General features: G+C 61.1%; 26 protein-coding genes. 11 read left to right on the top strand and 15 right to left on the bottom strand.

The window, feature by feature from the left end; all coding sequences use genetic code 11:
- Positions 1 to 14: 14 nt before the first annotated feature.
- The 4 genes from QEO92_RS03450 to QEO92_RS03435 form a co-directional block, all read right to left on the bottom strand.
- Positions 15 to 269 (bottom strand): hypothetical protein, encoded by a 255-nt coding sequence (locus QEO92_RS03450; RefSeq protein ID WP_200884011.1) that lies wholly within the window; start codon positions 267 to 269, stop codon positions 15 to 17.
- The gene (locus tag QEO92_RS03445; protein WP_037157839.1) at positions 266 to 1,903 is read right to left on the bottom strand and encodes a cisplatin damage response ATP-dependent DNA ligase; all 1,638 of its coding nucleotides are present in this window, start codon (positions 1,901 to 1,903) and stop codon (positions 266 to 268) included. Before QEO92_RS03445 ends, QEO92_RS03450 begins: the two co-directional genes overlap by 4 nt.
- Positions 1,904 to 2,132: 229 nt before the next feature.
- Positions 2,133 to 3,143, bottom strand: a complete 1,011-nt coding sequence (locus QEO92_RS03440) for a ligase-associated DNA damage response exonuclease (RefSeq protein WP_037157841.1) — start codon at positions 3,141 to 3,143, stop codon at positions 2,133 to 2,135.
- Positions 3,144 to 3,183: 40 nt separating this feature from the next.
- Positions 3,184 to 4,710: an MDR family MFS transporter gene (locus QEO92_RS03435; RefSeq protein WP_227702170.1), complete on the bottom strand. Its 1,527-nt coding sequence runs from the start codon at positions 4,708 to 4,710 to the stop codon at positions 3,184 to 3,186.
- Positions 4,711 to 4,827: 117 nt separating this feature from the next.
- Here QEO92_RS03435 and QEO92_RS03430 point away from each other — a divergent pair, with 117 nt between their 5' ends.
- From QEO92_RS03430 to QEO92_RS03420, 3 genes are read left to right on the top strand one after another with little or no spacing between them, the layout of a single operon-like run.
- Positions 4,828 to 5,373: a MarR family winged helix-turn-helix transcriptional regulator gene (locus QEO92_RS03430; RefSeq protein ID WP_227702169.1), complete on the top strand. Its 546-nt coding sequence runs from the start codon at positions 4,828 to 4,830 to the stop codon at positions 5,371 to 5,373.
- Positions 5,374 to 5,429: 56 nt separating this feature from the next.
- Entirely contained in the window at positions 5,430 to 5,675 is a 246-nt protein-coding gene (locus QEO92_RS03425) for a type II toxin-antitoxin system ParD family antitoxin (protein WP_227702168.1), read from the top strand.
- Positions 5,676 to 6,005: a type II toxin-antitoxin system RelE/ParE family toxin gene (locus tag QEO92_RS03420; RefSeq protein ID WP_037157853.1), complete on the top strand. Its 330-nt coding sequence runs from the start codon at positions 5,676 to 5,678 to the stop codon at positions 6,003 to 6,005.
- Here QEO92_RS03420 and QEO92_RS03415 read toward each other — a convergent pair.
- On the bottom strand, positions 6,002 to 7,519 hold the full coding sequence (locus tag QEO92_RS03415; protein WP_161784810.1) for a sensor domain-containing protein: 1,518 nt from the start codon (positions 7,517 to 7,519) through the stop codon (positions 6,002 to 6,004). The genes QEO92_RS03420 and QEO92_RS03415 overlap by 4 nt on opposite strands.
- A gap of 230 nt (positions 7,520 to 7,749) precedes the next feature.
- Between QEO92_RS03415 and QEO92_RS03410 the strand changes: the two genes are divergently transcribed.
- Positions 7,750 to 9,129, top strand: a complete 1,380-nt coding sequence (locus QEO92_RS03410) for a TIGR03808 family TAT-translocated repetitive protein (RefSeq protein WP_227702167.1) — start codon at positions 7,750 to 7,752, stop codon at positions 9,127 to 9,129.
- On the opposite strand, the gene QEO92_RS03405 is transcribed toward QEO92_RS03410, so the two are convergent.
- Entirely contained in the window at positions 9,126 to 9,386 is a 261-nt protein-coding gene (locus QEO92_RS03405) for a type II toxin-antitoxin system RelE/ParE family toxin (RefSeq protein ID WP_265105659.1), read from the bottom strand. The genes QEO92_RS03410 and QEO92_RS03405 overlap by 4 nt on opposite strands.
- Before the next feature lie 50 nt (positions 9,387 to 9,436).
- Positions 9,437 to 9,724 carry a ribbon-helix-helix domain-containing protein gene (locus QEO92_RS03400; protein ID WP_227702165.1) on the bottom strand — a complete coding sequence of 96 codons (288 nt, stop codon included), beginning with the start codon at positions 9,722 to 9,724 and terminating at the stop codon, positions 9,437 to 9,439.
- A 179-nt stretch (positions 9,725 to 9,903) separates the two neighbouring features.
- Here QEO92_RS03400 and QEO92_RS03395 point away from each other — a divergent pair, with 179 nt between their 5' ends.
- Positions 9,904 to 10,563, top strand: coding sequence for a glutathione S-transferase family protein (locus tag QEO92_RS03395; protein ID WP_227702164.1), 660 nt, complete (start codon positions 9,904 to 9,906; stop codon positions 10,561 to 10,563).
- Between the two features lie 13 nt (positions 10,564 to 10,576).
- Here the strand turns inward: QEO92_RS03395 and QEO92_RS03390 are convergent, their stop codons facing one another.
- The gene (locus tag QEO92_RS03390; RefSeq protein WP_037157869.1) at positions 10,577 to 11,467 is read right to left on the bottom strand and encodes a LysR substrate-binding domain-containing protein; all 891 of its coding nucleotides are present in this window, start codon (positions 11,465 to 11,467) and stop codon (positions 10,577 to 10,579) included.
- 102 nt (positions 11,468 to 11,569) lie between these two features.
- Between QEO92_RS03390 and QEO92_RS03385 the strand changes: the two genes are divergently transcribed.
- On the top strand, positions 11,570 to 11,767 hold the full coding sequence (locus QEO92_RS03385) for a hypothetical protein (protein ID WP_037157872.1): 198 nt from the start codon (positions 11,570 to 11,572) through the stop codon (positions 11,765 to 11,767).
- 4 nt (positions 11,768 to 11,771) lie between these two features.
- On the opposite strand, the gene QEO92_RS03380 is transcribed toward QEO92_RS03385, so the two are convergent.
- Together QEO92_RS03380 and QEO92_RS03375 are read right to left on the bottom strand one after the other, a co-directional pair.
- The gene (locus QEO92_RS03380) at positions 11,772 to 12,395 is read right to left on the bottom strand and encodes a glutathione S-transferase family protein (RefSeq protein ID WP_227702163.1); all 624 of its coding nucleotides are present in this window, start codon (positions 12,393 to 12,395) and stop codon (positions 11,772 to 11,774) included.
- Positions 12,396 to 12,441: 46 nt separating this feature from the next.
- Positions 12,442 to 12,807: a DUF4406 domain-containing protein gene (locus QEO92_RS03375; RefSeq protein ID WP_227702162.1), complete on the bottom strand. Its 366-nt coding sequence runs from the start codon at positions 12,805 to 12,807 to the stop codon at positions 12,442 to 12,444.
- A 128-nt stretch (positions 12,808 to 12,935) separates the two neighbouring features.
- On the opposite strand from QEO92_RS03375, the gene QEO92_RS03370 reads away from it, so the two are divergent.
- Positions 12,936 to 13,691 (top strand): DeoR/GlpR family DNA-binding transcription regulator, encoded by a 756-nt coding sequence (locus QEO92_RS03370; RefSeq protein WP_227702161.1) that lies wholly within the window; start codon positions 12,936 to 12,938, stop codon positions 13,689 to 13,691.
- 163 nt (positions 13,692 to 13,854) lie between these two features.
- Here the strand turns inward: QEO92_RS03370 and QEO92_RS03365 are convergent, their stop codons facing one another.
- Entirely contained in the window at positions 13,855 to 14,862 is a 1,008-nt protein-coding gene (locus QEO92_RS03365; RefSeq protein ID WP_227702160.1) for an asparaginase, read from the bottom strand.
- Between the two features lie 98 nt (positions 14,863 to 14,960).
- Here QEO92_RS03365 and QEO92_RS03360 point away from each other — a divergent pair, with 98 nt between their 5' ends.
- Positions 14,961 to 15,698 (top strand): DUF3750 domain-containing protein, encoded by a 738-nt coding sequence (locus QEO92_RS03360; protein ID WP_227702159.1) that lies wholly within the window; start codon positions 14,961 to 14,963, stop codon positions 15,696 to 15,698.
- Positions 15,699 to 15,771: 73 nt separating this feature from the next.
- On the opposite strand, the gene QEO92_RS03355 is transcribed toward QEO92_RS03360, so the two are convergent.
- A complete protein-coding gene (locus QEO92_RS03355) occupies positions 15,772 to 15,918 on the bottom strand; it encodes a DUF1127 domain-containing protein (protein ID WP_081953003.1) in 147 nt (48 codons plus the stop codon).
- A gap of 182 nt (positions 15,919 to 16,100) precedes the next feature.
- Here QEO92_RS03355 and QEO92_RS03350 point away from each other — a divergent pair, with 182 nt between their 5' ends.
- Positions 16,101 to 16,388: a hypothetical protein gene (locus tag QEO92_RS03350; protein WP_227702158.1), complete on the top strand. Its 288-nt coding sequence runs from the start codon at positions 16,101 to 16,103 to the stop codon at positions 16,386 to 16,388.
- 60 nt (positions 16,389 to 16,448) lie between these two features.
- Here QEO92_RS03350 and QEO92_RS03345 read toward each other — a convergent pair whose 3' ends face one another.
- From QEO92_RS03345 to QEO92_RS03335, 3 genes are all read right to left on the bottom strand, one after another.
- Positions 16,449 to 17,450, bottom strand: coding sequence for an NAD(P)H-quinone oxidoreductase (locus tag QEO92_RS03345; protein WP_227702157.1), 1,002 nt, complete (start codon positions 17,448 to 17,450; stop codon positions 16,449 to 16,451).
- A gap of 79 nt (positions 17,451 to 17,529) precedes the next feature.
- Positions 17,530 to 19,335, bottom strand: a complete 1,806-nt coding sequence (locus tag QEO92_RS03340) for a bifunctional diguanylate cyclase/phosphodiesterase (protein ID WP_227702156.1) — start codon at positions 19,333 to 19,335, stop codon at positions 17,530 to 17,532.
- Between the two features lie 169 nt (positions 19,336 to 19,504).
- Positions 19,505 to 20,053 carry an HdeD family acid-resistance protein gene (locus QEO92_RS03335; protein WP_227702155.1) on the bottom strand — a complete coding sequence of 183 codons (549 nt, stop codon included), beginning with the start codon at positions 20,051 to 20,053 and terminating at the stop codon, positions 19,505 to 19,507.
- Positions 20,054 to 20,598: 545 nt separating this feature from the next.
- On the opposite strand from QEO92_RS03335, the gene betC reads away from it, so the two are divergent.
- Entirely contained in the window at positions 20,599 to 22,128 is a 1,530-nt protein-coding gene (gene betC / locus QEO92_RS03330; RefSeq protein ID WP_227702154.1) for a choline-sulfatase, read from the top strand.
- Position 22,129: 1 nt separating this feature from the next.
- Positions 22,130 to 23,593 (top strand): betaine-aldehyde dehydrogenase, encoded by a 1,464-nt coding sequence (gene betB, locus QEO92_RS03325; protein ID WP_227702153.1) that lies wholly within the window; start codon positions 22,130 to 22,132, stop codon positions 23,591 to 23,593.
- Positions 23,594 to 23,797: the final 204 nt, after the last annotated feature.

The raw sequence follows: 23,797 nt of genomic DNA, 5'->3' as shown, positions 1-23,797 counted from the left end.
TTTACACCTGCCGACTATTGCGGGATATCCGGCATTTCATCACCGGGCTCCGGCGGTTGTCCATTCAAGGATTCGAGAACGCTCAGGGCCTTTTCAGGATTGCCGCGAGCGGCTCTCCTCTGAAGGGCCTTCCAGGCTTTACGCTGCCCAATACCTTCGGCGATGAATGAAACGAGCAATTGGTTGATGGAGACATTTTCCTCTTCGGCAGCAGTACGGGCCTGCTCCATCAGATAGTCCGGAATCGTCAAGAGATATTGATTCATCATTGCTCTCCTGTTGACGCTTTCGCGTCCACCATGGCCGTCAGTGTCGAAAGCCGGTCGGCGTCGCGCGGCAGCTTGTCCTGCCTGAGCCGCGCAATGCGCGGAAAGCGCATCGCAACGCCGGACTTGTGGCGGGTCGAGCGGTTGATGCCTTCGAAGGCGACTTCCAGCACGAAACCGAAATCCGGATCGGCCCGCACCGCCCTCACAGGCCCGAAACGATCGACCGTGTTGTCGCGCACGAACTTATCCAGGATTTCGAGTTCGGCGTCGGTGAAGCCGAAATAGGCCTTGCCCACCGGCACAAGCGCCTCGCCGTCCGCCGTCTCGGCCCAGACGCCGAAGGTGAAGTCGGAATAATAGCTCGACCGCTTGCCATGGCCGCGCTGCGCATAGAGCATCACCGCATCGATATTGTAGGGATCGCGCTTCCACTTGAACCAGGGTCCCTTGAGACGGCCGGCCTGATAGGGACTGTCCTTCTTCTTGATCATGACGCCTTCGATCACCGGATCAGGCGGCGAAATGCGCAGCCGGTCGAGTTCGTTCCAGGTCGAGAAAGGCACGAGTTCCGAGAGATCGAAACGGTCATGCGGCGCCTGAGCGATGACCTCGCCGAGACGGCCGCGGCGTTCGAAGAAGGTTTCCGCGCGGATATCCATGTCGCCCTCAAACAGCAGGTCATAAGCACGGACGAAGGCCGGATAGTCGTCCAGCATTCTCGCCGTCACCGTCTTGCGATTGAGCCGCTGCTGCAGGTCGGAAAAGGTGCGCGTCGGATTGTTGGAGCGCGCCGTGCCGCCGATCAGCAACTCACCGTCGATGACGCCCTCGAAATTGATCGCTTCGACCACGTCCGGAAAGGCGCCGGTGATATCATCGCCGGAGCGCGAATAAAGCTTCCTGGTGCCGCCATAGCTCGACATCTGGATGCGGATGCCGTCCCATTTCCATTCGGCGGCGTAATCGGCGGGATCGAGCTTCTCGAGATCGCCCTCCTCGACCGGATTGGCCAGCATGACGGAATGGAAGATCGCGGGAGTCGCAAGAACCGGTTTGTCCGCCCGGCCCTCCAGCCAGGCGAAGAGCGGTTCGTAAGGTGGCGTAAGCCCGTGCCAGAGCGTTTCGATCTCGGTCACATCCTTGCCGCTCATATCCGAGAGGGCCTGCTTGGCAAGCCTGGCCGAGACGCCGATCCGGAGCGCGCCCGTCACGAGCTTGAGGAAGGCGAAGCGGCTCGACGTATCGAGCCGGTCGAGCAGATCGCGGACGGCAGAGCGCACCTCGGTGCGACCGAGCGAATTCATCCGCGTGACGACCTCGCCGAGGCGCGGCTGGTGTTCATCGTCGATCGTGTCCTTGCGACCGCCGTCCCAGACGAGCGAAATGGTTTCGGCAAGGTCCCCCACATAGTCGTAGGAATACTGGAAGAGGATCGGGTCCATCCGCTCCAGCACCAGATCACGCAGCATGGCGGGCTTGACGCTTTTGAGATCCAAGGCGCCGGCAAGCGCCGCGAGGCCGTACCCACGGTCCGGATCGGGCGTATCGCGAAAATAGTCGGCGAGAAGCTTGAGCTTGCCATTGCGGGACGGCGTCAGCACGAGCCGGTCGAGGAGAGTGGCGAAAGCTTTCATCTCGCCACCTCATCGGAGACAGCACCCCCCTCTGCCCTGCCGGGCATCTCCCCCTCAAGGGGGGAGATCACAAGCTGTTGAACCTTCCCCCTTCGGTGAGCTTTCGTTGGGTTGTGTCGCCAGTTGTTTGGAGAGACCAGTGCGCCCAGCCGATCTCCCCCCTTGAGGGGGAGATGCCCGGCAGGGCAGAGGGGGGTGCTGACGGTTCGACGGGAAAAGACGATCACCATCAATCCCCCTCGTCCTCGTAACCGACGAGATGCAGCGGGCGGGCGGGGATGTTCTTCAGCTCGCACCAGCGCACCAGCGCCTCCTCGCGGCCATGGGTCACCCAGACCTCGGAGGGGCTGATCTCTTCGATAGTCGCCAGAAGCTCGGGCCAATCGCAATGGTCGGAGATGACCAGCGGCAGTTCGACACCGCCTTGTTTCGCCCGCTGGCGGATCATCATCCAGCCCGATGCGAAGGCGGTCAGCGGCTCGTTGAAGCGCCGTGCCCAGCGATCCTGGAAGGCCGATGGCGGGCCTACGACGACGGCTCCCTTGAAAGCGGCAGGATCGCTCTTCTCCATTGTTGCGGGGCGGATGTCGCCGAGGTCGATCCCCTGCCCGACATAATAGTCGCAGAGCTTCGCCAGCGCGCCGTGGATGAAAATCGGTTCGGAGTAGCCGCAATCGCGGATGAGCCTGATGACACGCTGCGCCTTGCCGAGCGCATAGGCCCCGACGAGGTGGCTGCGTTCCGGAAATTGTTTCAGCGAGGTGAGCAGCTTGGCAATCTCGTCCCTCGGGTCCGGGTGGTGAAAGACCGGCAGGCCGAAGGTCGCCTCGGTGATGAAGACGTCGCAGGCGACCGGCGCGAAGGGCGCGCAGGTCGGATCGACACCACGCTTGTAGTCGCCCGAGACGACGATGCGCAGCCCGCCCTTCTCGATGACGATCTGGGCCGAACCGAGCACGTGACCCGCCGGATGAAAACTCACGCGAACGCCGTCGATATCGATCTCCTCACCGAAGGTCGCCGCCTGTTCCGACCCGGCGAAACCGTCGCCGTAGCGCAGCCGCATGATGTCGAGCGTCTGGCGCGTGGCAAGCACTTTCGCATGGCCGGCGCGGGCATGATCGGAATGGCCGTGGGTGATCAAAGCCCGCTCGACGGGGCGCACCGGATCGACATGGAAGCGGCCGATGGGGCAGAAGAGCCCGGCCGGGGTGGGATGAAGCAATGCCTCGGGTTTCATGCCCCTCAAGATAGGCGCAAAAAGCGCACTTGGAAGGGCATCAGGCCGGGCCTGCCTTCTTTTCGACGACCTGCGCCGCCGGCAGGCGGATCGGCTTCAGCAGGCATGCGGCGAGAAGGCCGATCAGCGCCATGGCGCTTCCCGTCATGAAGACCGGCACGAAGGCTTCCGTGTAGAGCGTGTGAACCGCGATCCGCGACGCCTCCGGCAATCGAAGCATCATGGCCGGCGTGAGCGAAGCGATATCCTCGACGCCCGGAATGCTGGTGCCGACGCCCCTGATCCCGGCGGCAACGATCGCGCCATAGATGGAGATCGCGATCGAAGCGCCGGCCATACGCATCAGCGTCACGGCACCGGTCGCCGCACCGACATCTTCGCGCGGGGCGGAATTCTGCACGCCGATGATCGGCGCCTGCTGGCCGAAACCGATCGCAAGCCCCTGCATCAGCATGAACCCTAAGATGAAGGGAACCGGGGTTCCGGCCGGAAGCTGCGAGAAGATGAACAGCGCCACGACGTTCAGCGACAGGCCGATCAGCGTGAAGGGCTTATAACGGCCGCTGATGGAGATCAGCCTCCCGGTCGATATGGAACCGATGACGATGCCGGTGGTGGTGGCAATGAAGCAGAAGCTCGCCACGGATGGCGAAAGGCCCGTCGTCGTCTGCAGGAAAAGCGCGAAATAATTCGCCATGCCGATCGCCACCGCCCCGGTGCAGAAGGACACGACCAGGAACAGCGAAAAGGTCGAGTCCCGGAAGAGTTTCAAAGGCACGATCGGTTCGGGAACACGGCCTTCGACGACGACCCAGGAGATGGCGCAAAGCACACCGAAGGCCACGACCAGCATGGATTGCCAGGCGAGGAGCGAACCGAAGAGTGTGACGCTATCAGCCCAGACCACGATGCTCGCGACCACTGCGGCAAGCAGAATGGCACCAGGATAATCGATCTTCGGCCTGCGGACCGGACGGCGATAGGGCAGCAGGAGCGAGATGCCGGTCAGAGCGACGATGCCGATCGGCAAATTGATGAGAAAGATCGACCGCCAGCCGAACCATTCGCTCATGGTGCCGCCAAGCAGCGGGCCGAGGCTGCCGGACGCCATAATGACAAGGCTCGAATAGCTCTGATATTTCGCCCGCTCGCGCGGCTCGAATAGATCGGCGTTGATGGAAAAGATCGACACCATGATGCCGCCGCCGCCCATGCCCTGCAGCAGGCGCGAGGCGATGAGCGAATCCATCGACCAGGCAAGCCCGCACGTGAGAGAGCCGACGGTGAAGATGACGATCGCCGCCAGCATCACGTATTTGCGGCCGAAGAGATCGCCGAGCTTTCCGTAGATCGGCATCGTCGCGCTGGTCGCGAGGAGATAGGCCGAACCGACCCAGCCGAAACGCTCCAGTTCACCGAATTCACCGATGATCGTGGGCAATGCGGTCGAGACGATCTGGTTGTCCAGCGTCGCCATGAACAGCGCCGTCAGCAAAAAGCAGAAGATCACCAACCGCTGCCGGCGATCGGTGACAAGCGGCACAGGGGCCGGGCGGGTCATATCCATAGGTTAATCCAAAGTGTCGAAATTTTATGTGCCTCAAGCATATAATTGTCAATGGCACTTTGATGCCCAAAGCAAAGAATGGTTGGAACGGAGCGGAGGGTCTGATATTCTTGCCCGATGACCAAGAGCCTTTTGAAACAGGAATCTGCCGCTGCCCCTTCCCCCGAAGACGTAGCGCGCATCAGCGAGACGCTCGGCCGCATGCGATTGCTGATCGGCCGGCGTATCATCGGGCGCACGGCAATTGCCAATATCGCTCCGGGTCTCGACATTTCGCATCTCGACGTGCTGGACGTGATGCGCCGCATCGAGGGCGAGGTCACCGTCGGCGCGATCGCGGAGGCGATGCGCATCGACCCGTCGCGCGGCAGCCGGCTGGTGGCGGATCTCGTCGCCCGCGGCATCCTGCGCCGCGACGCATCCCAGGCCGACGGCCGCCGCTCGCTCGTCGTCCGGACCGAGTTCGGCGACAGGCTGCTGGCCGAAATCCGCGCTGTCAAACGGACGCTGCTTGCCCGCGTGCTGGAAGACTGGCCGGAGGAAGAGCTCAACGCCTTTTCCGCACTCTTCGAAAAATTCGTATCGAACTTCGAAGCCATCTACGTGGCGGCGGAGAAGACGCCGGGGTCCCACCTTTCCGACGCCCCCCGAGCTATGTCATAGATTGCGCATAAATTGCTATTCCGCTATTCTGAAGAGGGAATATCGGAGGCAAAATCATGAATGTTTCGGTCGGTCCCCGCTGGGAAAAATTCATCGAGGAAGCGGTGCAGGACGGGCGTTACGGCTCGGCCAGCGAAGTGGTGCGCGAAGGCCTGCGGCTGGTGGAAGAACGCGAAGCAAAGCTTTCGGCGCTGAGGGAGACGCTGCAGCGGTCCATTGAAGCCGGCGGTGACGTCAGCGAAGAAGAGCTGGATGCTTTTCTGGATGCCGAATTCGAGAAGCTTGAGAAAGAGGGCTATTGAGTGCCACGCATTCAATATCTCGATAGCGTGAAGGCCGATTTCAGGGAAATAGCCCATTACGTCTCAAGAGAAAGCGGCAGCGCGGCAATCGCACGACAGTTCGTGAAAGCATTGCGTCACAAATGCCGCAACCTCGCGACGCTACCCGGTACAATGGGCCGAGACCGCTCGGAACTCGGCCGTCGATTGAGAAGCGTCGCGTATCGGGGATACATCATCTACTTCCGTTATGCAGATGATCGCTTCCAGGTGATCAACATCCTCGAAGGCCATCGGGACACCGAACGGCATTTCGGCACCGGTGATACGGAGCCGGAAAGCGAGGACTAAATCCCTTCGCCGCCTGAAACACGCAGCCGGTCGCGTCCCTGGTCCTTGGCCTCATACATGGCGCGATCGGCACGTGCGAGCAGAGTTTCGGGCGTATCACCATCCTGCGGGAAGAAGGCGATCCCCATGCTGCAGGTGGCCGTGACGCTCCTGCCTTCGACGACAATCGGGCGGGACACCAAATTACGGAGCTCCTGCAGCCGGCGCACGACGCCCAGCTCATCCTGACCGGGATTACTGAAGACGATCGCGAATTCGTCGCCGCCAAGCCTAACCAGAAGATCGCTGGCGCGGATACAGTTCGCCATGCGGGACGACAGCGTCTTCAAGACTTCGTCTCCCGCAGCGTGACCGAGCGTATCGTTGATCTGCTTGAAATTATCGAGGTCGATATAGGCAATCGTGACCTTGCGGTTCTCGCGGCGGGCCTCATGCAAGGTGCGGCCGAACTGGGCCCAGAACAGCGTCCGGTTCGGCAGGCCGGTCAGCGGATCGTGGTGCGCCATATGCTGGATACGCTCTTCATTGCGGGCACGCTCAATCGCAATGCCGGCGATATCGGTCGCCATGGCCGTCAGCTCGAGCTCCAGATCCGTAGGCTCGCGCGGGCTGTCGGAATAGAGCCCGAAGGTGCCGAGCACCCGGCCGTCAGGCGCCAGGATGGGTGTCGACCAGCAGGAGCGGAAACCGAATATGATCGCGAGTTCGCGATAGTCGTCCCAGAGCGGGTCGGCCAGGACGTCCACGACGAAAACCGGAGAACGCCGCCAGGCGGCCGTGCCGCAGGAGCCGACCTTCGGTCCGATCTCCAGGCCGTCGATGAGTTTCACATACGCAGGCGGAAGCCGCGTGGCCGCGCCGTGACGCAGCCGGTTCGTATTCTCTTCAAGAAACAGGACGGAAGCCGTGATACCGTCCAGTTCTTCCTCCACCGTGCGGACCAACGCATCGAGAACCGTCTGGAGGGATTGGCCGCGAGCGATCATCTCCAACAGCCGGGCATGGCCGTGGCGGCGGTCGTCCTGTCGCTTGCGTTCGGTGATGTCCCGCGAAATGCCGACCAGGCCGACGATCTGGCCTTCCGCATCGCGCAACGGCATCTTCGATGTGGTGAGCCACAGCACGCGGCCATCCGGAAGCTTGATGCGTTCCTCGCGGCCCTGGATCGCAATGCCTGTCGACATGACCTCCTGTTCGACGGCAAAGAGTTCACGCGCGGTCTCGTGGGCGAGGATGTCGAAATCGGTCTTGCCGATCATGTCGGAACCGTCGTGGAACCTGCTGTTGCGGCCGGCGGCGGCGTTGGCGAAGACAAAGCGGCTCCGACGATCCTTCACATAGATGAAATCCGGAAGGTGATCGAGAAGACTATAGGCTTCGAGTTGACCTGTGACGGGGGTAATGTCGAAATCGGTATCGGTTTCAGTGGAGACACGAAGCAGGCGTGTGCAGAGTTCGTCCAGCGGATCGGAGGTGAAAGCCAGGGGCATGCTATGCGACAAGGGTCCCACCATCCCCACCTCTCCTTCCACTTTCATCCGAAAAATGCGCGAGAACCCGCCGCCCCATTGCGTATAGCATGACGCAGAATTCCTTATCGTTGCTTAAAAAGATTGTGAAATCTGCCATGCGTGGAGCATGTATAGAAGCATTTTCTAATCACCCGCTCAAAACTAATCCGCGTAACCATCATGCAAAGGTCTGGCATGGAAAATGCTTCGTTGATGTCAAAGGATAGCGTTGGATGATTTCGAGACGGGCAGTATTGACGATGATCGCCAGCGCAGCCGCCTGTGGAGGGGGGCCGCTCCGTGCGCTCGCGACCCCGGAGGGGTTTTCGACCGCCGATATGCGCGGGTCGATCGATGCCCGGGAACATGGCGTCACGCCCGAGGGCGGCGAGAAAGCAAGCCGTGAACTCGGCGAGATCATCACCAAGGCTGCGCGCCGGAACATGCCTGTCTTCCTGCCGCCCGGCAATTATCAGGTCTCCAATCTCGACCTGCCCGAGGGCACTCGGATCACCGGCGTGCCCGGTGCTTCACGCCTCGTCTATTCCGGTGACGGGTACCTCCTGAAAGCCGATGGCGTGCGTCGCATCGAGCTTACCAATATCGTGATCGACGGCGCCAGCCGCCGGCTCGACGACCAGAGCCCCGCGCTCGTCCACCTGCGCGATGTCGGCGAGGTGATGATCGACAATTGCGAGATCACCGGTGCGGGAAAGACGGCCGTCCAGCTCGAACGGTGTGGCGGAAGGGTCGAGCGAAGCCGGATTTCAGAGGCCGGCGAATACGGGTTCCTGGCCGTGGAAAGCACGGGGCTTTCCGTGACCGGCAACACGATCGTCGACTGCGGCAATGGCGGTATCCTCATCCATCGCTGGACGAAGGGCATCGACGGCACGATCGTCTCCGGCAACCGCATCCTCAGGACCGGCGCGACGAATGGCGGAACCGGCCAGTACGGCAATGCGATCAATCTCTTCCGCGCCGACAACGTGATGGTGACCGGCAACCACATCTCGCAATCGGCCTTTTCGGCGATCCGCGCCAACAGCGCCTCGAACGCACAGATCACCAATAACCAGTGTTTTGCATCGGGCGAAACGGCGATCTATGCGGAGTTCGCCTTCGAAGGCGCGATGATCTCCGGCAATCTCGTCGACGGCGCGGCGAACGGCATCTCGGTCGTCAACTTCAACGAGGGCGGTCGGCTTGCGACCGTCGCGAGCAACATCGTCCGCAATCTGAAACCCGTAGGCCCCTACGCGCTGGACGAGGCGATTTTCGGCGTCGGCATCAGCGTCGAAGCGGATACCGCAGTCACCGGCAATGTGATCGAGAACGTGCCGCTCTGGGGCATGGCGCTCGGCTTCGGTCCCTATCTGCGCAACGTGCTGGCGAGCGGAAACATCGTGCGGCAGGCGAAAGTGGGCTGCGCCGTGACGGTGGTCGAGGGCGCAGGCGACGCGCTGATCTCGGGCAATCTCTTCGAAGCGGTGCAGGACGGCGCGGTGATCGGATACCGCTGGAAAACGCCCTCCACCACCGAGCTTGGCCGCGGCGGCAACCAAGGCCGGGGGCTTGCGCATCTGACGATCGAGAACAACCGAATCGTTTAAACGAGATCGTCGGGTTCATCGCCGAAATCGACATCGCGGCCGCGATGGAAAATGCGGATGATCATCACGATGTCCTCCTCAATGGAGAAGGCAATCGTCGCCTTGTAACGATAGCCGACGAGGCGCAGGCCGGGCCTTATGTCATCGCGCAACATGCCGCGTTTCGGGAAAGTGGCAAATCCCAGACAATAACTTTCGATCTTGCGGACATATTCGCGTGCCGCTTCGACACCCATCCTGGGCGCCAGATATGTCATAATGTCTTCAAGATCCTTTGCTGCCTTCGGCCCGAAAATGACACGATGGCTCATGCTTTGTTTTGTTTTTCGAGGAGCAAAGTCGCACGGGCATCGAGCCGCTTACGGAGATCGTCCGGCGACAACGTCCGCTCCGGATGAGCCTTCAATTCATCGTAGGCCGGGCCCACCTCCTCCACCAGCCATTTCTCGATCGCCGCATCGCGGGCGATCAGCGTCCTCAGGCCATCGCGGATCACTTCGCTTTCAGTGGCATATTCGCCGGAAGCGACCTTGGCCTTCACCATCTCGGCCATTTCGATCGGCAGTGTGATGCTCAGCGACTGGGTGGTGCGCATGGGGCGGCTCCTTTAATGACGACACGATTAAATCCTATCGAAAACTTTCATCGTCGTCCAACGCGGATTGATCTTCCGTTTTTCCGCGCATGCCCGTAGCTTGCCGCCGACATCCATTCGCATGCCGTCACCCCGAAATCGGTTTGACTTTCAGGCTGCACGCCCAGGAGAAACGTAGAATGCTGAAAATCTATGGTGTCTATCGCTCGCGGGCGACCCGCCCGCTCTGGCTCGTCGAGGAACTCGGCATTCCGTTCGAGCATGTGCCGATCATCCAGGGCTACCGGGTGCCCGAACCGATGGCCCCCGGCGCGCGGGTCAACACGCTGTCGCCGGAATTCCTGGCGATCAACCCGATGGGCTCGATCCCCTCGATGGATGATGATGGTTTCGTGCTGCACGAATCGCTGGCGATCACGCTCTACCTCGCCCGCAAATACGGCGGCGAACTCGGCCCCAAGGATATCAACGAAGAGGCCCTGATGGTGCAGTGGTCGCTGTTCGCTGCCACCAGCATCGAGACGCCGGCACTCAAGATTTCCTCGACGATCGCCGGCGGCAAGCAGGATACGGAAGAGGGCAAGACCGATATCGATGTCTCGGCGCGCCTGCTGAAGCGTCCGTTCGACGTGCTCGAAAAGCATCTGTCGAAGAACAGCCACATGATCGACGGCCGGTTCACCGCGGCGGACATCAATGTGGCGGAAGTCGTGCGCTACGCACAGGGGCATGCGACCCTCTTCGACAGCCGCCCGGCGCTGAAGGCCTGGCTCGAATCCTGCCAGGCCCGCCCCGGCTTCAAGGCCATGTGGGACAAGCGTCTGGCCGAACCGGCCTAATTTTTCCCTGCCGTCAGGGCTCTTCCAGCTCGGCCAGTTCCGCTTTCAGCCATGTGTGGAAGGCCCTGACCTTGGGGGGCGGGCGGGATCCGGCCCGGGTGACAAAATAGTGCCCGAAGCCGGTCGCCGCACGGACGGAAAACGGTTCGACGAGCTTGCCGTGCTCCAGCGCGTAGGCCGCCAAAGTCTGCCACGCGAGCATCACCCCCTCGCCCGCGATCGTCGCATCCAGGCAGAGCGAGGCCTCGTTGAAGACGTGGCGGACGTTCAAAGGCCCGGGCGCGACGCCCGCCGCCTCGAGCCAGACATCCCAGGAGAACATTGCCCGGCCGTCAATGATGGCCGGCAGTTTGAGGATATCGGCCGGCTCCTTCAGCTTTGCCGCAAGAGCCGGCGCGCAGACCGGAAAGATGAGCTGCGGCAGCAGAAGCTCGGCATCGACACCCGGCCATTTGCCCGTGCCGACGCGAATGCCGAGATCGACACCATCGGTGACGAAATCGGCCATGGCCGTGGTGGCATCGATCCTCAGCCGGATCTCCGGATGGAGCGCCGAAAACCGATCCAGCCGATGGACGAGAAATCGGGCCGCGAAGACCGGCGCGACGGAAATCGTGAGCAACGTGTCGTCCCGCCGCTGCCCGAGGCCAATGGCCTCCGACAGCGAGTGGAAGCCTTCCGTCAGTCGTGCCAGCATGGGCCGCGCCGCATCGACCGGAACCATTCCCTTCGGCAGACGATGAAAGACCGGCCGGCCGAGCTGTGCCTCCGCCTTGATGACCTGCTGGCTGACGGCACCAACCGAGACGCCAAGCTCTTCCGCCGCCGCCTGCAGCGACCCCAGACGGCCTACCGCTTCCAGCGCCCGCAATCCGTTCAGATGCACGAGGTTGAGGTTTCTCATATAGTTTTTCTAAAGCCGGATACTCAAGAACTCAATTGAAAACCAAACTGGAAGCGCCGATATTCCCCCCGCAAATGATAACAAATTTGCAAGGTGGCACACATGGAATCGCTCAAGATTTTCTTGAACCCGACAATCTGGCTGAAATCAGCCAGGGCCTCCATGGAGAAGCGGTCCGATGATCCGTTCGATGATCCGGACATTCGCTCCATGAACCTCAGGCAGCTCGCCGACCTGCCCTTCCCGGGGATTTATGACAAGGCATGCCTGGAAAAGATGCCACTGGCAAAATGCGCCTGACGGATCAGGCTGCCTTTTCCTCGGCAAGCGCCTTCTGGACCGCCGGCCGCGCCTTCATCCGTTCGTAATGCGCCTGGACGCGCGGAAATGCGGCGATATCGACCTTGTCCCCTTCCAGCCAGCCGGCGATGGTGAAGAGATAGGGATCGGCGACGGAATACTGCTCGCCGAGCACATAGGGGCCCGCAAGAAAATCGTCCTCGATCAGGCGGAAGCATTCGCCCATGGTCTGCGGCACCTTGCGCAACATGTCCGCATGGGAGGACGGCTCGTCGGCCCATCTTGTGCCGCGGCGACCATGCGCATGCGCCACATGCACGGTCGAGGAGAGATAGGCGTTGAACGCCTGCATCCTGGCAAACAGGAACGGATCGTCGAGCGGGGCCAGCTTCGCCAGCGGCGCGGCCTGCGCGATGAAGGCAAGGATTGCGACCGTCTCGCTCAGCGCGCCCTTGTCTGTCACCAGAGCCGGCACGCGACCCTTCGGGTTGATCTTCAAATAGGCTTCGGAACGCTGCTCGCCTTCGGCGAAATTCAGCCGCTTCACCTCATAGGGCAGGCCGGAATCGGCAAGCGCGATATGGCTGGCGAGCGCACAGGTGCCGGGCGCGAAATAGAGCGTATACATGAAAATCCTCCGGTTTGAGGATGCCGTTGTAGCACAGGCTCACGTCTCAGGAAGCCTCAAAGACGCCTGGAACATCTTCCAATCGATACCAGACCGGAATGCCGCGTTCGGTGGCCAAGCGGACATCATTGTCGGCGCCCCTGGATTCGCCCGACAGGCGAAGCACACCATCGCAAAGCCGCAGCAGGCGTCCGGCGGCGGGATGGAAAATCTCCTCGTAGAGATCGTCTCCTATCTCCTTGCCGCCCGCCGCGCGCCACACCGGCAGAGCCACCCATTCACCGATCATCGGCACGTGACCCGCCCTGAACAGCGCGTAGGAGGGGGCTTCCAGCCGTCTCAGGTTCTCCGCCATCTTGTCAGGGTCATCACCCGTACCGGAACGATAGGGACCGGCAATCAAGATCAACATGTTCGTTTCTCCAGAACGTATCCGCATCTATCGCGGAACTGCACGAATTTGCCCGAAGTTCTTTACATATAGCGTAGTTTCAGGCATATTCGCGCTTATTCATGCAATTTCGTGCAGAGTCAAGAGCCATGCTGACGAGCCAACGCAAGAACCTCATTCTCGACATGCTGCGTCGGGAAGGTCAGGTCGTCGCCAAACGGGCGGCAGGAGAGTTTTCGCTGTCGGAGGACACGATCCGGCGGGATCTGCGGGAGATGGCGGCGGAAGGCCTACTCAGGCGCGTACACGGCGGCGCCATGCCCGTGACGCCGGACCTGCCGGATTTTACCGCACGCCAGGCGATTTCGTCTGACGTGAAGAGGAAGCTCGGCGCGGCGGCTGCCGCCATGGTCAAACCGGGTCAGATGATCTTTCTCGATGGCGGCACGTCGACGGCTGAAATCGCCCGGGCGCTGCCTCGCGATTTCGCCTTCACGGTCGCCACCCATAGCCCGACGATCGCTGCGGAACTGGAGCATCATCCGACCGCCGAGGTGATCCTGATCGGCGGCCGGCTCTACAAACATTCGATGGTGGCAACGGGTGCGGCTGCGATGAGCCAGATCGCGAATATGCGTCCGGACATCTTCTTCCTGGGCGTGACGGCGGCGCATCCCGTCCGCGGGCTATCCACCGGCGATTTCGAGGAAGCCGCAATCAAGCGGCATATTTCCGCTTGCTCGGCCGAGACGATCACGCTGCTGACGGTGGACAAGTTGGACGCCGTCTCGCCGCATGTGATCATGCCGGTCTCTGCGCTTTCGGGCATCATCATGCAGAGCGGCGCTGACGAGGCACGGCTGGCACCCTACCGGGCGGCGGGATTGGATGTGATGGAGGTGTAGCGGTTAGTGCTCACGCGCGACTGAGAAGACCGCTATCTTGTCCTGCGTCATCCTTGGGCTTGTCCAAGAATCCAAGCCATCTCAAAACATCAAGCCGTTGCAGATCCTCGGCACAAGACCGAGGATGACGGAGGAGAGGTTGGCACGCCGCCGGAAGGAAGCCTCACGCAAACAGCGCATCTGTGACGCGGACGTCGCCGACATGGATGCCGTTCCAGTTCCTCATGGACTTGTTGGCCATGGAGAGAAGCTTCGTCTGAACCTCGCCGCCCCTTTCGAAATAGCGGGAGATCAGCGCGAAGATCATGGCTTCCGCAGCGCGCGTCGTGCCGTCCTCGCATTTCACCGCGATCGCAAGCCCCTGATCCGGCAGGGCCGCGACGAAGACGCCCTCGGCGCCGGTCTTGGCGAAGATCTTGCCCGGAGCGACTTCCATCAGCTTCGTGCACGCGCGGTTGCTGCCGGCGACGTAGAAGGGCTCCGCCATGCAGGCCTCCATCAGCCGGCGCGACGCCCTGGCGCGCTCCGGCGAGAGCGAGCTTCCCGTCACCATTTTTGCAAAGCCGTGGGCCAGCCCCTTGAGCGGCACCGCATAGCTGGGAATCGAACAGCCGTCCGTGCCGCAATTCTGATGACCGAGGATCGCACCGGTCAGCGCTTCCATCGTACCCCGGATTTCGGCCTGCAGCGGATGGTCGTATTCGACATAGCCCTTCACATCCAAGCCCGCATGGACACAGGTACAGACGAAGCCGGAGTGTTTTCCGGAGCAGTTGTTGTGGAGCGCGGTCGGCTTTTCGATCGTGCGGGCCTGGTGGATCAAGGTGTTCTGGTCGGAGGACCAATGGGCGCCGCATTCGAGTGCCGTATCGTCACGGCCGGCTTTCGCCAGCATGGCGGCGGCTGTCGCCACATGCGCGTCCTCACCGGAATGGGAGGAGCAGGCAAGCGCCAGTTCCACATTGCCGAAACCGTAGGCATCAGCCGCACCGCTTTCGACGAGCGGCAGCGCCTGCATGGCCTTGCAGGCCGAGCGCGGGAAGACGGCGGCTTCGGCCTCGCCGAAGGAAAAGACAACCTTTCCGTCTCCGTCGACGACCACCCCCATGCCGCGATGGCGGCTTTCGACCAGCCTGCCTCTGGTAACTTCGACGGTAACGGGGTTTTGCATGGTCGGTCCTGAAATTGCTGTTTTCATTGATGCCTATGCGAAGCGCATACCACAGGCTCGTAAACAAGTCTGGCGCTATCTTCTCGGGGGAACCTTGCATGAAATCCGTTAAGCGGCTGTTTCTGGTCATTTTCATCATCTACCTCCTGCCGACATTCGCCTCGGCAGGTCTGTGGGCGATGAAGGACCGACCGTCGCGATGGAGCGAGGCGCGCTGGTCTTCCGCCGGGATTCTACCGAAGGCGGAACAGAGCGAACAAGCTGCGATCTACGTCTTTTCGGCGATGACCGGCGGGCTGAAGGGCGCCGTCGCGAGCCATGCCTGGATCGTCATCAAGGAAAAAGGCGCAAAAGCCTATACGCGTTATGACAAGGTGGGATGGGGCAAACCGATCCGCCGCAACGGCTATCCGGCGGACGCCTACTGGTATTCCAACACGCCCGAGCTGGTGACTTCAGTGACCGGTGCAAAAGCGGAACAGCTCATTGCAAAAGTCGAGGGTGCGATCGCCACCTACCCTTATGCGGAACCCGGCGGCTACACCATCTGGCCGGGGCCGAACTCCAATACCTTCGTGGCTCACATATTGCGCACGGTGCCGGAGCTTGACGCCGTGCTGCCGCCGCATGCGGTCGGCCGCGATTATCTTCCGGGTGACGAAGTCGTGCATCTCGACGAGGACTGGCGCGATCTGCACGTGACGCTGCGCGGGCTGATCGGCTTTTCGGCCGGCATGCGCAGCGGTCTGGAGGTGCATTTCCTGGGGCTGGTTGCCGGCCTCGACTTCGCCAAGCCGGGCATCAAGGTGCCGGCGGTGGGGCGTATCGGAATTTGAGGGGCAGCTATGCGAAAAATGCAAAACGCCCGCAACCTGGCGGGCGTTTGACAATCATATGGTCAATCGACGATCAGAAGCCGACGGCTTCGCGGGCAACGCGGCGGATATCGCTTTGTGCGATGCCGAGGTCGTTGAGTTCGCGCGGGGTCATACGGCCCAGTTCGGCGACCGTCTGACGATATTTACGCCAATTGTTAAAGGTGCGTGCGACGTTCATGATGATCCCCCTTTCCTGGGTTTTCGAAGCTTAGCAGCCAGTCCTTGGCGCTCTCGTTTGCTTCGATGATCTTCATATAGTCCCGCCCCGGTTGTTGTAAAAGTGCCTACTAGACACGCCACCCATGCAGTAAACGCATATCCAGGAGCGATCCAGATCAATGACTGGGCGAGAAAGGGAGATTGAATATCGACAACCGCAAAAAGGAAAAGGGTCGCTCACGCGACCCTTCCATGAGTTTGGTCCGGTTGAACGAACCCGGGCGCTACATGAGCCGCCCGAAGGAAGATGAAGTTCAGGCCGAGGGCTGCCCCGTCAAGACCATCACCTTTCCATTGCCCGTTACGCAGACCGAAATCTCATTAGACATTGGATCACCTTCCTTTCATTACGTTGACGATGAGATCAAGGTAGGTGCAAGCGGCCGAGTCTGCAAGGCACGTTATGTAAACAATCGCGCATTTAAGTGAGTTGCGCAGACTCAGTCCCGTCCCTAGAATTCGCCAGCTTCAACAACGGAAGCCCGCCTTTCAGCTCAATTTCAGAACGATCTTGCCGATATGGCTGCTGGTCTCCATCAGCCGGTGCGCCTCGACGACCCTGTCGAACGGCAGGACAGAATGGATGACCGGAGCGACCCTTCCCTCCTCCAGGAGCGGCCAGACCTGGGCCAGAAGATCGTCGCGGATGGCGCGTTTTTCCTCCGCTGTGCGCGGGCGCATCGTGGAGCCGGTGACCGTCAGGCGCTTGACCATGATCGGCGTGAGGTTCACCTTTTCCGCCGTATTCCCGCCGAGGAAGGCGATGATCGACAGGCAACCGTCCTTGGCGAGTACGGAAAGGTTCTTTTCGAAATAGGCGGCGCCGATCATGTCGAGGACGACATCGACACCCTTGCCGCCGGTCTCCTGCCGGATCACCTCGGCGAAATCCTCGGCCTTGTAATCGATGCCGAGTTTGGCGCCGAGCCTCTCGCAGGCCTCGCATTTTTCCTTCGAACCCGCTGTCGCATAGACCGTCGCGCCAAAGGCCCTGGCAAGCTGGATCGCCGTCGTGCCGATACCGCTTGACCCGCCATGGATCAGCACGCTTTCGCCTTCCGTCAGCCCCGCCATCTGGAAAAGATTGGCCCAGACGGTAAAGAAGGTTTCGGGAAGCGCCGCCGCTTTCACGGCGTCATACCCTTTCGGCCATGGCAAAGCCTGCCCGGCCGGCACGGCGCAGTATTCCGCATAGCCACCGCCGTTCGCCAAAGCGCAGACCTTGTCGCCGGGCTTGAACTCGCGCACCCCCTCGCCGAGGGCAACGACCTCGCCGGCAATCTCCAGCCCCAGGATCGGGCTCGCATCCTTCGGCGGCGGATAATTGCCGCTGCGCTGCGCCACGTCCGGCCGATTGACGCCGGCCGCCTCCACCTTGACGAGAATTTCTCCGGGCCGGATGGCCGGCAGCGGCCCTTTTGCTGTGACCATGACCTCCGGCGCTCCGAAGGAAGGCAGATCGATGAAACGCATTTCGGCGGGAAACGGCATGACGGGCTCTCCTGTGAGTGTCAGGCCACTGACTTAGGACAGTCCCTCACCGATAGGAAGGCGGCGTTCCGCCGCTCGGTCATTTTGTCTCGCCGAAGGCCGCGAAAACCAGGCCACCTTCGCTGTCTTTCGCATTGGCCTTGACGGCGGCGATCTCAGCTCCGATGCGGCCTAGATCATCGAGCAGCAAGCCCTGCGGTAATTCCAGAACCCCGATCGAGCAGCGCAGCAGCGGGAAATCCCGCTCGGCGCCATAGCGGTCGTGGCCACGGATCTTCCCCGCGATGCGCTCTTCCGGCGAATAGAGTTCAGCGACATCATCATGGAAATCGCTCAGCAGCCGTTCAAGGATTTCGTTCAGCTCCTCTCGGGTCCAATCGCGCACGCCGATGAAGAAGTCATCGCCGCCCACATGCCCCAGGAAAACACCGTCCGAGAAAAAATAACGCTTCATCAGCGCGGCAAACAGCGAAATCGCGTGATCGCCCATGTGGAAGCCGTAGTGGTCGTTGAACGGCTTGAAATTGTCGAAGTCGCAATAACAGAAGAAGCGGGTCTCATCGTCGTCGCGGCCGCTCTCCTGCATGAAATCGCGGATGGCACGGTTGCCCGGCAGGCCGGTCAGCGGATTCTGATCCTGGGCGATCTTCAACTGCTTCTCGTTGATGACCTTGATGAGCGAAGCCGCCGATACGACGCCGGCATAACGCATGTTCTCCGTCAGGATGATGCAGGCGCTGTTGTCCATATTGGCAAACAGGCTCATCAGTTCCTCCGCCTCCGCATCCAGGCCGATGACCGGGGCACGATCGACGAAATGCGAAATCGAGCGTTCGTAGACCTTGTTCTTCAAAAGGTCGCGACCGAAGGGCTGGTAGATATATTCCTTCAGGTGGTATTCGTTGATGACCCCGCGCGGCTCGCCATTGGCATTCAGCACCGGGAAGAAGGCCTGGCGCGGGTTGCGGCGGAAGAGCTCGAAGACGCTGTCGATGCTTTCGTTCTCGTAGACGGCCGGCAGGTGTTCGATCTGCTTGCGGATCAGTATCTCGTCCAGCGACTGGCTCGAGCGGCGGCCGCGGCCGATATCGGCGAGATGGGGAAAGGACGGCTGCAGTTCCGAGACGAACGTCGTCGGCCGGGCGATAAACCAGCCCTGAACGAGATCCACGCCATACTCACGGCACGCTAAGAATTCCGCTTCTGTCTCGATACCTTCGGCGATCACCCGAATGCCGAGCACATGGGCGATGTTGACGATGTTCTTGACGAGATGGCGCTTGCGCGGATTGCGGTCGACGCCGGCGACGAAATGCCGGTCGATTTTCAGATAGTCCACCGGATAATCGCAGAGCAGCTTCATTTCGCCATGGCCGACACCGAAATCGTCGATCGCAAGCTTGAAACCCTCCTTGCGCATCCATGTCACCAGATCGGCGAATTCGGGCACGCTGGTATTGTCGAAACGCTCGGAAAATTCGAAGCAGACCGAGGATGGCGCTATATTCGCCTTGCGCAGATGCTGCACCACCTTCTCGATGAAATGTTGGCCCTGATGAATAAGCCGCACATCAAGGTTGAGGAAGAGCGTCGCGGAGGAGAAGTCCGGCAGACTGGCGAACTTCGCCAGCGCACGGTTTGCCATCATCTGTTCGAGCAGCAGAAGCTGGCCGACCTCCTGGGCCTGGTCGAGCAGTTCGAGAGGAGAAGAGAAGCCGATCCGTTCCTGGCCACGCAGAAGGGATTCATAACCGAAGACCGAACCGGTGCCGACTTCGACGATGGGCTGGAACGCATTTTCAAGCACCAGTTTCGCAAGGGTGACAAGCTGGTCGCTTGCATATCGTCTAAAGACACCCGGTTCCAATATGGCCGCAGACGACATCTACTCACTACTCCACTGCGCAATGGCCTAAAACACAGTGGTGAGGCTCCCATCAATTCGTCAAAAATCCCTTTCACGAAAATGACGTTTCGATGAAAGTTCGATGACAGGAGAATGCATTTTTATACAATATTATAACGACTTAATCGTATCGATGCCGATCGCTCGCTCAGCCTTTGGCGGCAAGTGCCACGGCAATCAGCGCCCAGCCCTGCATCATGAGATCGACGGCCAGGAAGAGGCCGAGGATGAAGAGGCTGTTGACCGGCCAGCCGAGCGCGATCACCAGGCCCGCAAGCGCGGTCACGATGCCGCCGACGATGATCCAGCCGGAGCCGCGCACAGGCCGCATCCTGAAGCCGACCCAGAGGCGGAAAATCCCCGCGACGACGAGCGCCACGGCCATGAGGAGAGTGAGGACGGCCGCCGTCAGAGCCGGGTTCCAGAAGGCCAGCACCCCGGCAATGGTATAAAGAATGCCGCTCAGCGCCCAGAACAGCATCTGATCCCAGCCCTTCACCTGGAAGGCGTGGACGAGATAGGCGACGCCGCCGATCAGCATCATCATGCCGATGTATAGGACGGAAACCACGGTCGCCGCGAAGAGATTGGCGAGCGCCAGAAAGCCGAAAACCAGGAGAAGAATGCCGAGGGCGAGAAACCAGCCCCATTTGTCACGAATTGCTGCGACTGCCGGAGTATCGATACCGAATGCCATGACCAACCCCTCTCTTGTAACCCTACCCGAACTTATCCGATAGGATGTGGAGCGGATTTGACCAAGGTCAACGGCGCGCGCTTATGCGGCGTGATGGATCGGGATGTTTAGTCACCTGCAAGAGCCTGCGCTTTTGAGATAGGATGGTTCGCAATCGTTTCTTGATTGCGATCGAGATCAAAAATAACTCAACCTGGCGAGGGAATCTAAGGTGATATCGAGATGGTCACGGCAGGACGGCAATGCATATCCACGCTTCGTCTCAAGTGCGGGATTGGTCTATGCGATATCGCGGTCTATCTCCAGCATTGTCTGTGGGCAGATCCTCGGGACAAGCCCGAGGATGACGGTGGAGAGACCGAGCCTCAGGTCCCTGTAGAGAACCTTGAGCAAGTTGCGAGGGTTCTTGTTTTGCCAGCCTGTGCCATACAACCCGTCATCCTCGGGCTTGTCCCGAGGATCTACCAACAGACGGGCCGCCTACAAATGCCCGCCATGAGCAGGAGGCTGGATGCATCATACGCTGATCGGGCCGGAAGAGGACCATGCGCATGACCCGCCCCAACATCCTCATCGTCATGGTCGACCAGTTGAACGGAACGCTGTTTCCGGACGGACCGGCGGAATGGCTGCACGTGCCGCACCTCAAGGCGCTCGCCGCCCGCGCGGCTCGGTTTCGAAACAATTACACGTCCTCGCCGCTCTGCGCCCCGGCGCGCGCCTCCTTCATGGCCGGGCAGCTTCCGAGCCGCACGCGCGTCTACGACAATGCCGCCGAATACGCCTCCTCGATCCCCACCTATGCGCACCATCTGCGCCGCACCGGTTACTACACCGCGCTTTCCGGCAAGATGCATTTCGTCGGGCCGGACCAGCTGCACGGCTTCGAGGAACGGTTGACGACCGACATCTATCCGGCCGATTTCGGCTGGACGCCGGACTACCGGAAGCCGGGCGAGCGGATCGACTGGTGGTATCACAATCTCGGCTCGGTGACCGGTGCGGGCGTCGCCGAAATCACCAACCAGATGGAATATGACGACGAGGTCGCCTTCCTCGCAAACCAGAAGCTCTACCAGCTTGCCCGCGAAAACGACGACCAGGAGCGTCGGCCGTGGTGCCTCACCGTCTCGTTCACCCATCCGCACGATCCCTACGTGGCGCGGAAGAAATTCTGGGATCTTTACGAGGATTGCGAGCACCTTCTGCCCGAGGTCGGGGAAATCCCGCTTGAGGAACAGGATCCGCATTCGCAGCGGCTCATCCTTTCCTGCGATTACCGGAATTTCGACGTGACGGAAGAGAATATCCGCCGCTCGCGCCGGGCCTATTTCGCCAACATCTCCTATATCGACAAGAAGATCGGCGAGCTTGTCGATACGCTGACGCGGACGCGCATGCTCTCCGACACGCTGATCGTGTTCTGCTCCGACCACGGCGACATGCTGGGCGAGCGCGGGCTGTGGTTCAAGATGAACTTCTTCGAAGGTTCGGCGCGCGTGCCGCTGATGATCGCCGGCCCCGGCATTTCACCCGCCCTTTACACGGCCCCTGTCTCGAACCTCGACGTGACGCCGACACTCTGCGACCTCGCTGGCATTTCCATGGAGGAGATCGAGCCCTGGACCGACGGCGAGAGCCTGAAGCCGATGATGGAGGGTGGCACCCGCGTGAACCCGGTGCTGATGGAATATGCCGCCGAAGGCTCCTATGCCCCTCTCGTCGCGATCCGTGAGGGCAGATGGAAATATGTCCATTGCGAACTGGATCCGGAACAGCTCTTCGACCTCGACGCCGACCGACAAGAGCTGAAGAACCTTGCCGCAGATCCGGCCTTTGCGGATGTGATGGAAAGGTTTAGAGCAACGCGCAAAGAAAAATGGGACATGGCCGCCTTCGACGCGGCGGTGCGCGAAAGCCAGGCGCGGCGCTGGGTGGTCTACGAGGCGCTCCGAAACGGCGCCTATTTCCCCTGGGACCACCAGCCTCTGCAGAAGGCATCGGAGCGCTATATGCGCAACCACATGAACCTCGACAACCTCGAGGAATCCAAACGCTACCCGCGAGGCGAATGAGATGAAAGCCCAACCTGTCGCCAGCCATTTCATCGACGGTGAGTATGTCGAAGACGAAGATGGCGCCGTCATCGAAAGCCTCTATCCGGCGACCGGCGAGGTGATCGCCCGCCTGCATGCAGCAACGCCTGCCATCGTCGAAAAGGCGATCGCAGCCGCCAAGCGCGCCCAGCCGGAATGGGCCGCGATGAGCCCGACGGCTCGCGGGCGCATATTGAAACGTGCCGCCGAGATCATGCGCGAGCGCAATCGCGCGCTTTCCGAACTCGAAACGCTCGATACCGGCAAGCCGATCCAGGAGACGATCGTCGCCGACCCGACCTCGGGCGCGGACAGTTTCGAATTCTTCGGCGGTGTGATCGCGGCCGGCATGAACGGCAGCTACATTCCGCTCGGCGGCGATTTTGCCTATACGAAACGCGTGCCGCTCGGCGTCTGCGTCGGCATCGGCGCCTGGAACTACCCGCAGCAGATCGCCTGCTGGAAGGGTGCGCCGGCGCTCGCGGCCGGCAATGCCATGGTCTTCAAGCCTTCCGAGAACACGCCGCTGGGAGCGCTGAAGATTGCCGAAATCCTCATCGAAGCCGGTCTGCCGAAAGGGCTCTACAACGTCATCCAGGGTGACCGGACCACCGGTCCGCTTCTGGTCAACCATCCGGACGTGGCGAAAGTGTCGCTGACCGGCTCGGTGCCGACCGGCCGCAAGGTTGCGGCCGCCGCTGCGGGCAGTCTCAAACATGTGACGATGGAACTTGGCGGCAAGTCGCCGCTGATCGTCTTCGACGATGCGGATCTCGACAGCGCCATCGGGGGCGCCATGCTGGGCAATTTCTATTCGACCGGCCAGGTCTGCTCCAACGGCACGCGCGTCTTCGTTCAGCGGGGCATCAAAAGCGAGTTCCTGTCACGACTGAAGGAGCGGACCGAAAGGATCGTCATCGGCGATCCCATGGACGAGGCGACGCAACTCGGGCCGATGGTCTCCTTCGATCAGCGGCAGGAGGTGCTTTCCTATATCGACAAGGGCAAGGCCGAGGGCGCGACGCTTCTGACCGGCGGCGGCATTCCCAACCACGTTACCGGTGAAGGTTACTACATCCAGCCGACCGTGTTTTCCGATGTGACCGACGGCATGACCATCGCGCGAGAGGAAATCTTCGGGCCTGTCATGTGCGTGCTCGATTTCGACGACGAGACGGAAGTGATCGCACGGGCCAATGCGACCGAATTCGGCCTTTCGGCCGGCGTCTTCACCGCCAACCTGACGCGCGGCCATCGAGTGGTGGACCAGTTGCAGGCAGGCACGCTGTGGATCAACACCTACAATCTCTGCCCGGTGGAAATTCCCTTCGGCGGCTCGAAACAATCCGGCTTCGGGCGGGAGAACTCGCTCGCAGCGCTGGAGCATTATTCCGAGCTGAAGACGGTCTATGTGGGCATGGGGCCTGTCGAGGCGCCGTATTGATGTTCACCACGGCTGTTGTCGCGCAAGCTCGCCCCCCTCTGGCCTGCCGGCCATCTCCCCCACGGGCGGGGAGATCACAAGTGGCACGACCTTCCTGCCAATTGAACGTTGCACCCATCAACACGGCCTTTTGTTTGGCGAAGCGAGTGCGCCCAGCCAATCTCCCCACCTGTGGGGGAGATGGCCGGCAGGCCAGAGGGGGGC

Origin of the sequence: Neorhizobium petrolearium (assembly GCF_029854435.1) — a bacterium.
In the GTDB taxonomy this organism is placed as follows: Bacteria; Pseudomonadota; Alphaproteobacteria; order Rhizobiales; family Rhizobiaceae; genus Neorhizobium; species Neorhizobium petrolearium.
The sequence above is the reverse complement of the archived record's forward strand: the minus strand, read 5'-3'. Positions and strand labels throughout refer to the sequence as shown.

Excerpts from the sequence above, each read along its gene's own strand:
- QEO92_RS03450 (WP_200884011.1), bottom strand. The coding sequence starts at position 269 with ATGATGAATCAATATCTCTTGACGATTCCGGACTATCTGATGGAGCAG.
- QEO92_RS03445 (WP_037157839.1), bottom strand. The coding sequence starts at position 1,903 with ATGAAAGCTTTCGCCACTCTCCTCGACCGGCTCGTGCTGACGCCGTCC.
- QEO92_RS03440 (WP_037157841.1), bottom strand. The coding sequence starts at position 3,143 with ATGAAACCCGAGGCATTGCTTCATCCCACCCCGGCCGGGCTCTTCTGC.
- QEO92_RS03435 (WP_227702170.1), bottom strand. The coding sequence starts at position 4,710 with ATGGATATGACCCGCCCGGCCCCTGTGCCGCTTGTCACCGATCGCCGG.
- QEO92_RS03430 (WP_227702169.1), top strand. The coding sequence starts at position 4,828 with ATGACCAAGAGCCTTTTGAAACAGGAATCTGCCGCTGCCCCTTCCCCC.
- QEO92_RS03425 (WP_227702168.1), top strand. The coding sequence starts at position 5,430 with ATGAATGTTTCGGTCGGTCCCCGCTGGGAAAAATTCATCGAGGAAGCG.
- QEO92_RS03415 (WP_161784810.1), bottom strand. The coding sequence starts at position 7,519 with ATGGTGGGACCCTTGTCGCATAGCATGCCCCTGGCTTTCACCTCCGAT.
- QEO92_RS03410 (WP_227702167.1), top strand. The coding sequence starts at position 7,750 with ATGATTTCGAGACGGGCAGTATTGACGATGATCGCCAGCGCAGCCGCC.
- QEO92_RS03405 (WP_265105659.1), bottom strand. The coding sequence starts at position 9,386 with ATGACATATCTGGCGCCCAGGATGGGTGTCGAAGCGGCACGCGAATAT.
- QEO92_RS03400 (WP_227702165.1), bottom strand. The coding sequence starts at position 9,724 with ATGCGCACCACCCAGTCGCTGAGCATCACACTGCCGATCGAAATGGCC.
- QEO92_RS03395 (WP_227702164.1), top strand. The coding sequence starts at position 9,904 with ATGCTGAAAATCTATGGTGTCTATCGCTCGCGGGCGACCCGCCCGCTC.
- QEO92_RS03390 (WP_037157869.1), bottom strand. The coding sequence starts at position 11,467 with ATGAGAAACCTCAACCTCGTGCATCTGAACGGATTGCGGGCGCTGGAA.
- QEO92_RS03385 (WP_037157872.1), top strand. The coding sequence starts at position 11,570 with ATGGAATCGCTCAAGATTTTCTTGAACCCGACAATCTGGCTGAAATCA.
- QEO92_RS03380 (WP_227702163.1), bottom strand. The coding sequence starts at position 12,395 with ATGTATACGCTCTATTTCGCGCCCGGCACCTGTGCGCTCGCCAGCCAT.
- QEO92_RS03375 (WP_227702162.1), bottom strand. The coding sequence starts at position 12,807 with ATGTTGATCTTGATTGCCGGTCCCTATCGTTCCGGTACGGGTGATGAC.
- QEO92_RS03370 (WP_227702161.1), top strand. The coding sequence starts at position 12,936 with ATGCTGACGAGCCAACGCAAGAACCTCATTCTCGACATGCTGCGTCGG.
- QEO92_RS03365 (WP_227702160.1), bottom strand. The coding sequence starts at position 14,862 with ATGCAAAACCCCGTTACCGTCGAAGTTACCAGAGGCAGGCTGGTCGAA.
- QEO92_RS03360 (WP_227702159.1), top strand. The coding sequence starts at position 14,961 with ATGAAATCCGTTAAGCGGCTGTTTCTGGTCATTTTCATCATCTACCTC.
- QEO92_RS03355 (WP_081953003.1), bottom strand. The coding sequence starts at position 15,918 with ATGAACGTCGCACGCACCTTTAACAATTGGCGTAAATATCGTCAGACG.
- QEO92_RS03345 (WP_227702157.1), bottom strand. The coding sequence starts at position 17,450 with ATGCCGTTTCCCGCCGAAATGCGTTTCATCGATCTGCCTTCCTTCGGA.
- QEO92_RS03340 (WP_227702156.1), bottom strand. The coding sequence starts at position 19,335 with ATGTCGTCTGCGGCCATATTGGAACCGGGTGTCTTTAGACGATATGCA.
- QEO92_RS03335 (WP_227702155.1), bottom strand. The coding sequence starts at position 20,053 with ATGGCATTCGGTATCGATACTCCGGCAGTCGCAGCAATTCGTGACAAA.
- betC (WP_227702154.1), top strand. The coding sequence starts at position 20,599 with ATGCGCATGACCCGCCCCAACATCCTCATCGTCATGGTCGACCAGTTG.
- betB (WP_227702153.1), top strand. The coding sequence starts at position 22,130 with ATGAAAGCCCAACCTGTCGCCAGCCATTTCATCGACGGTGAGTATGTC.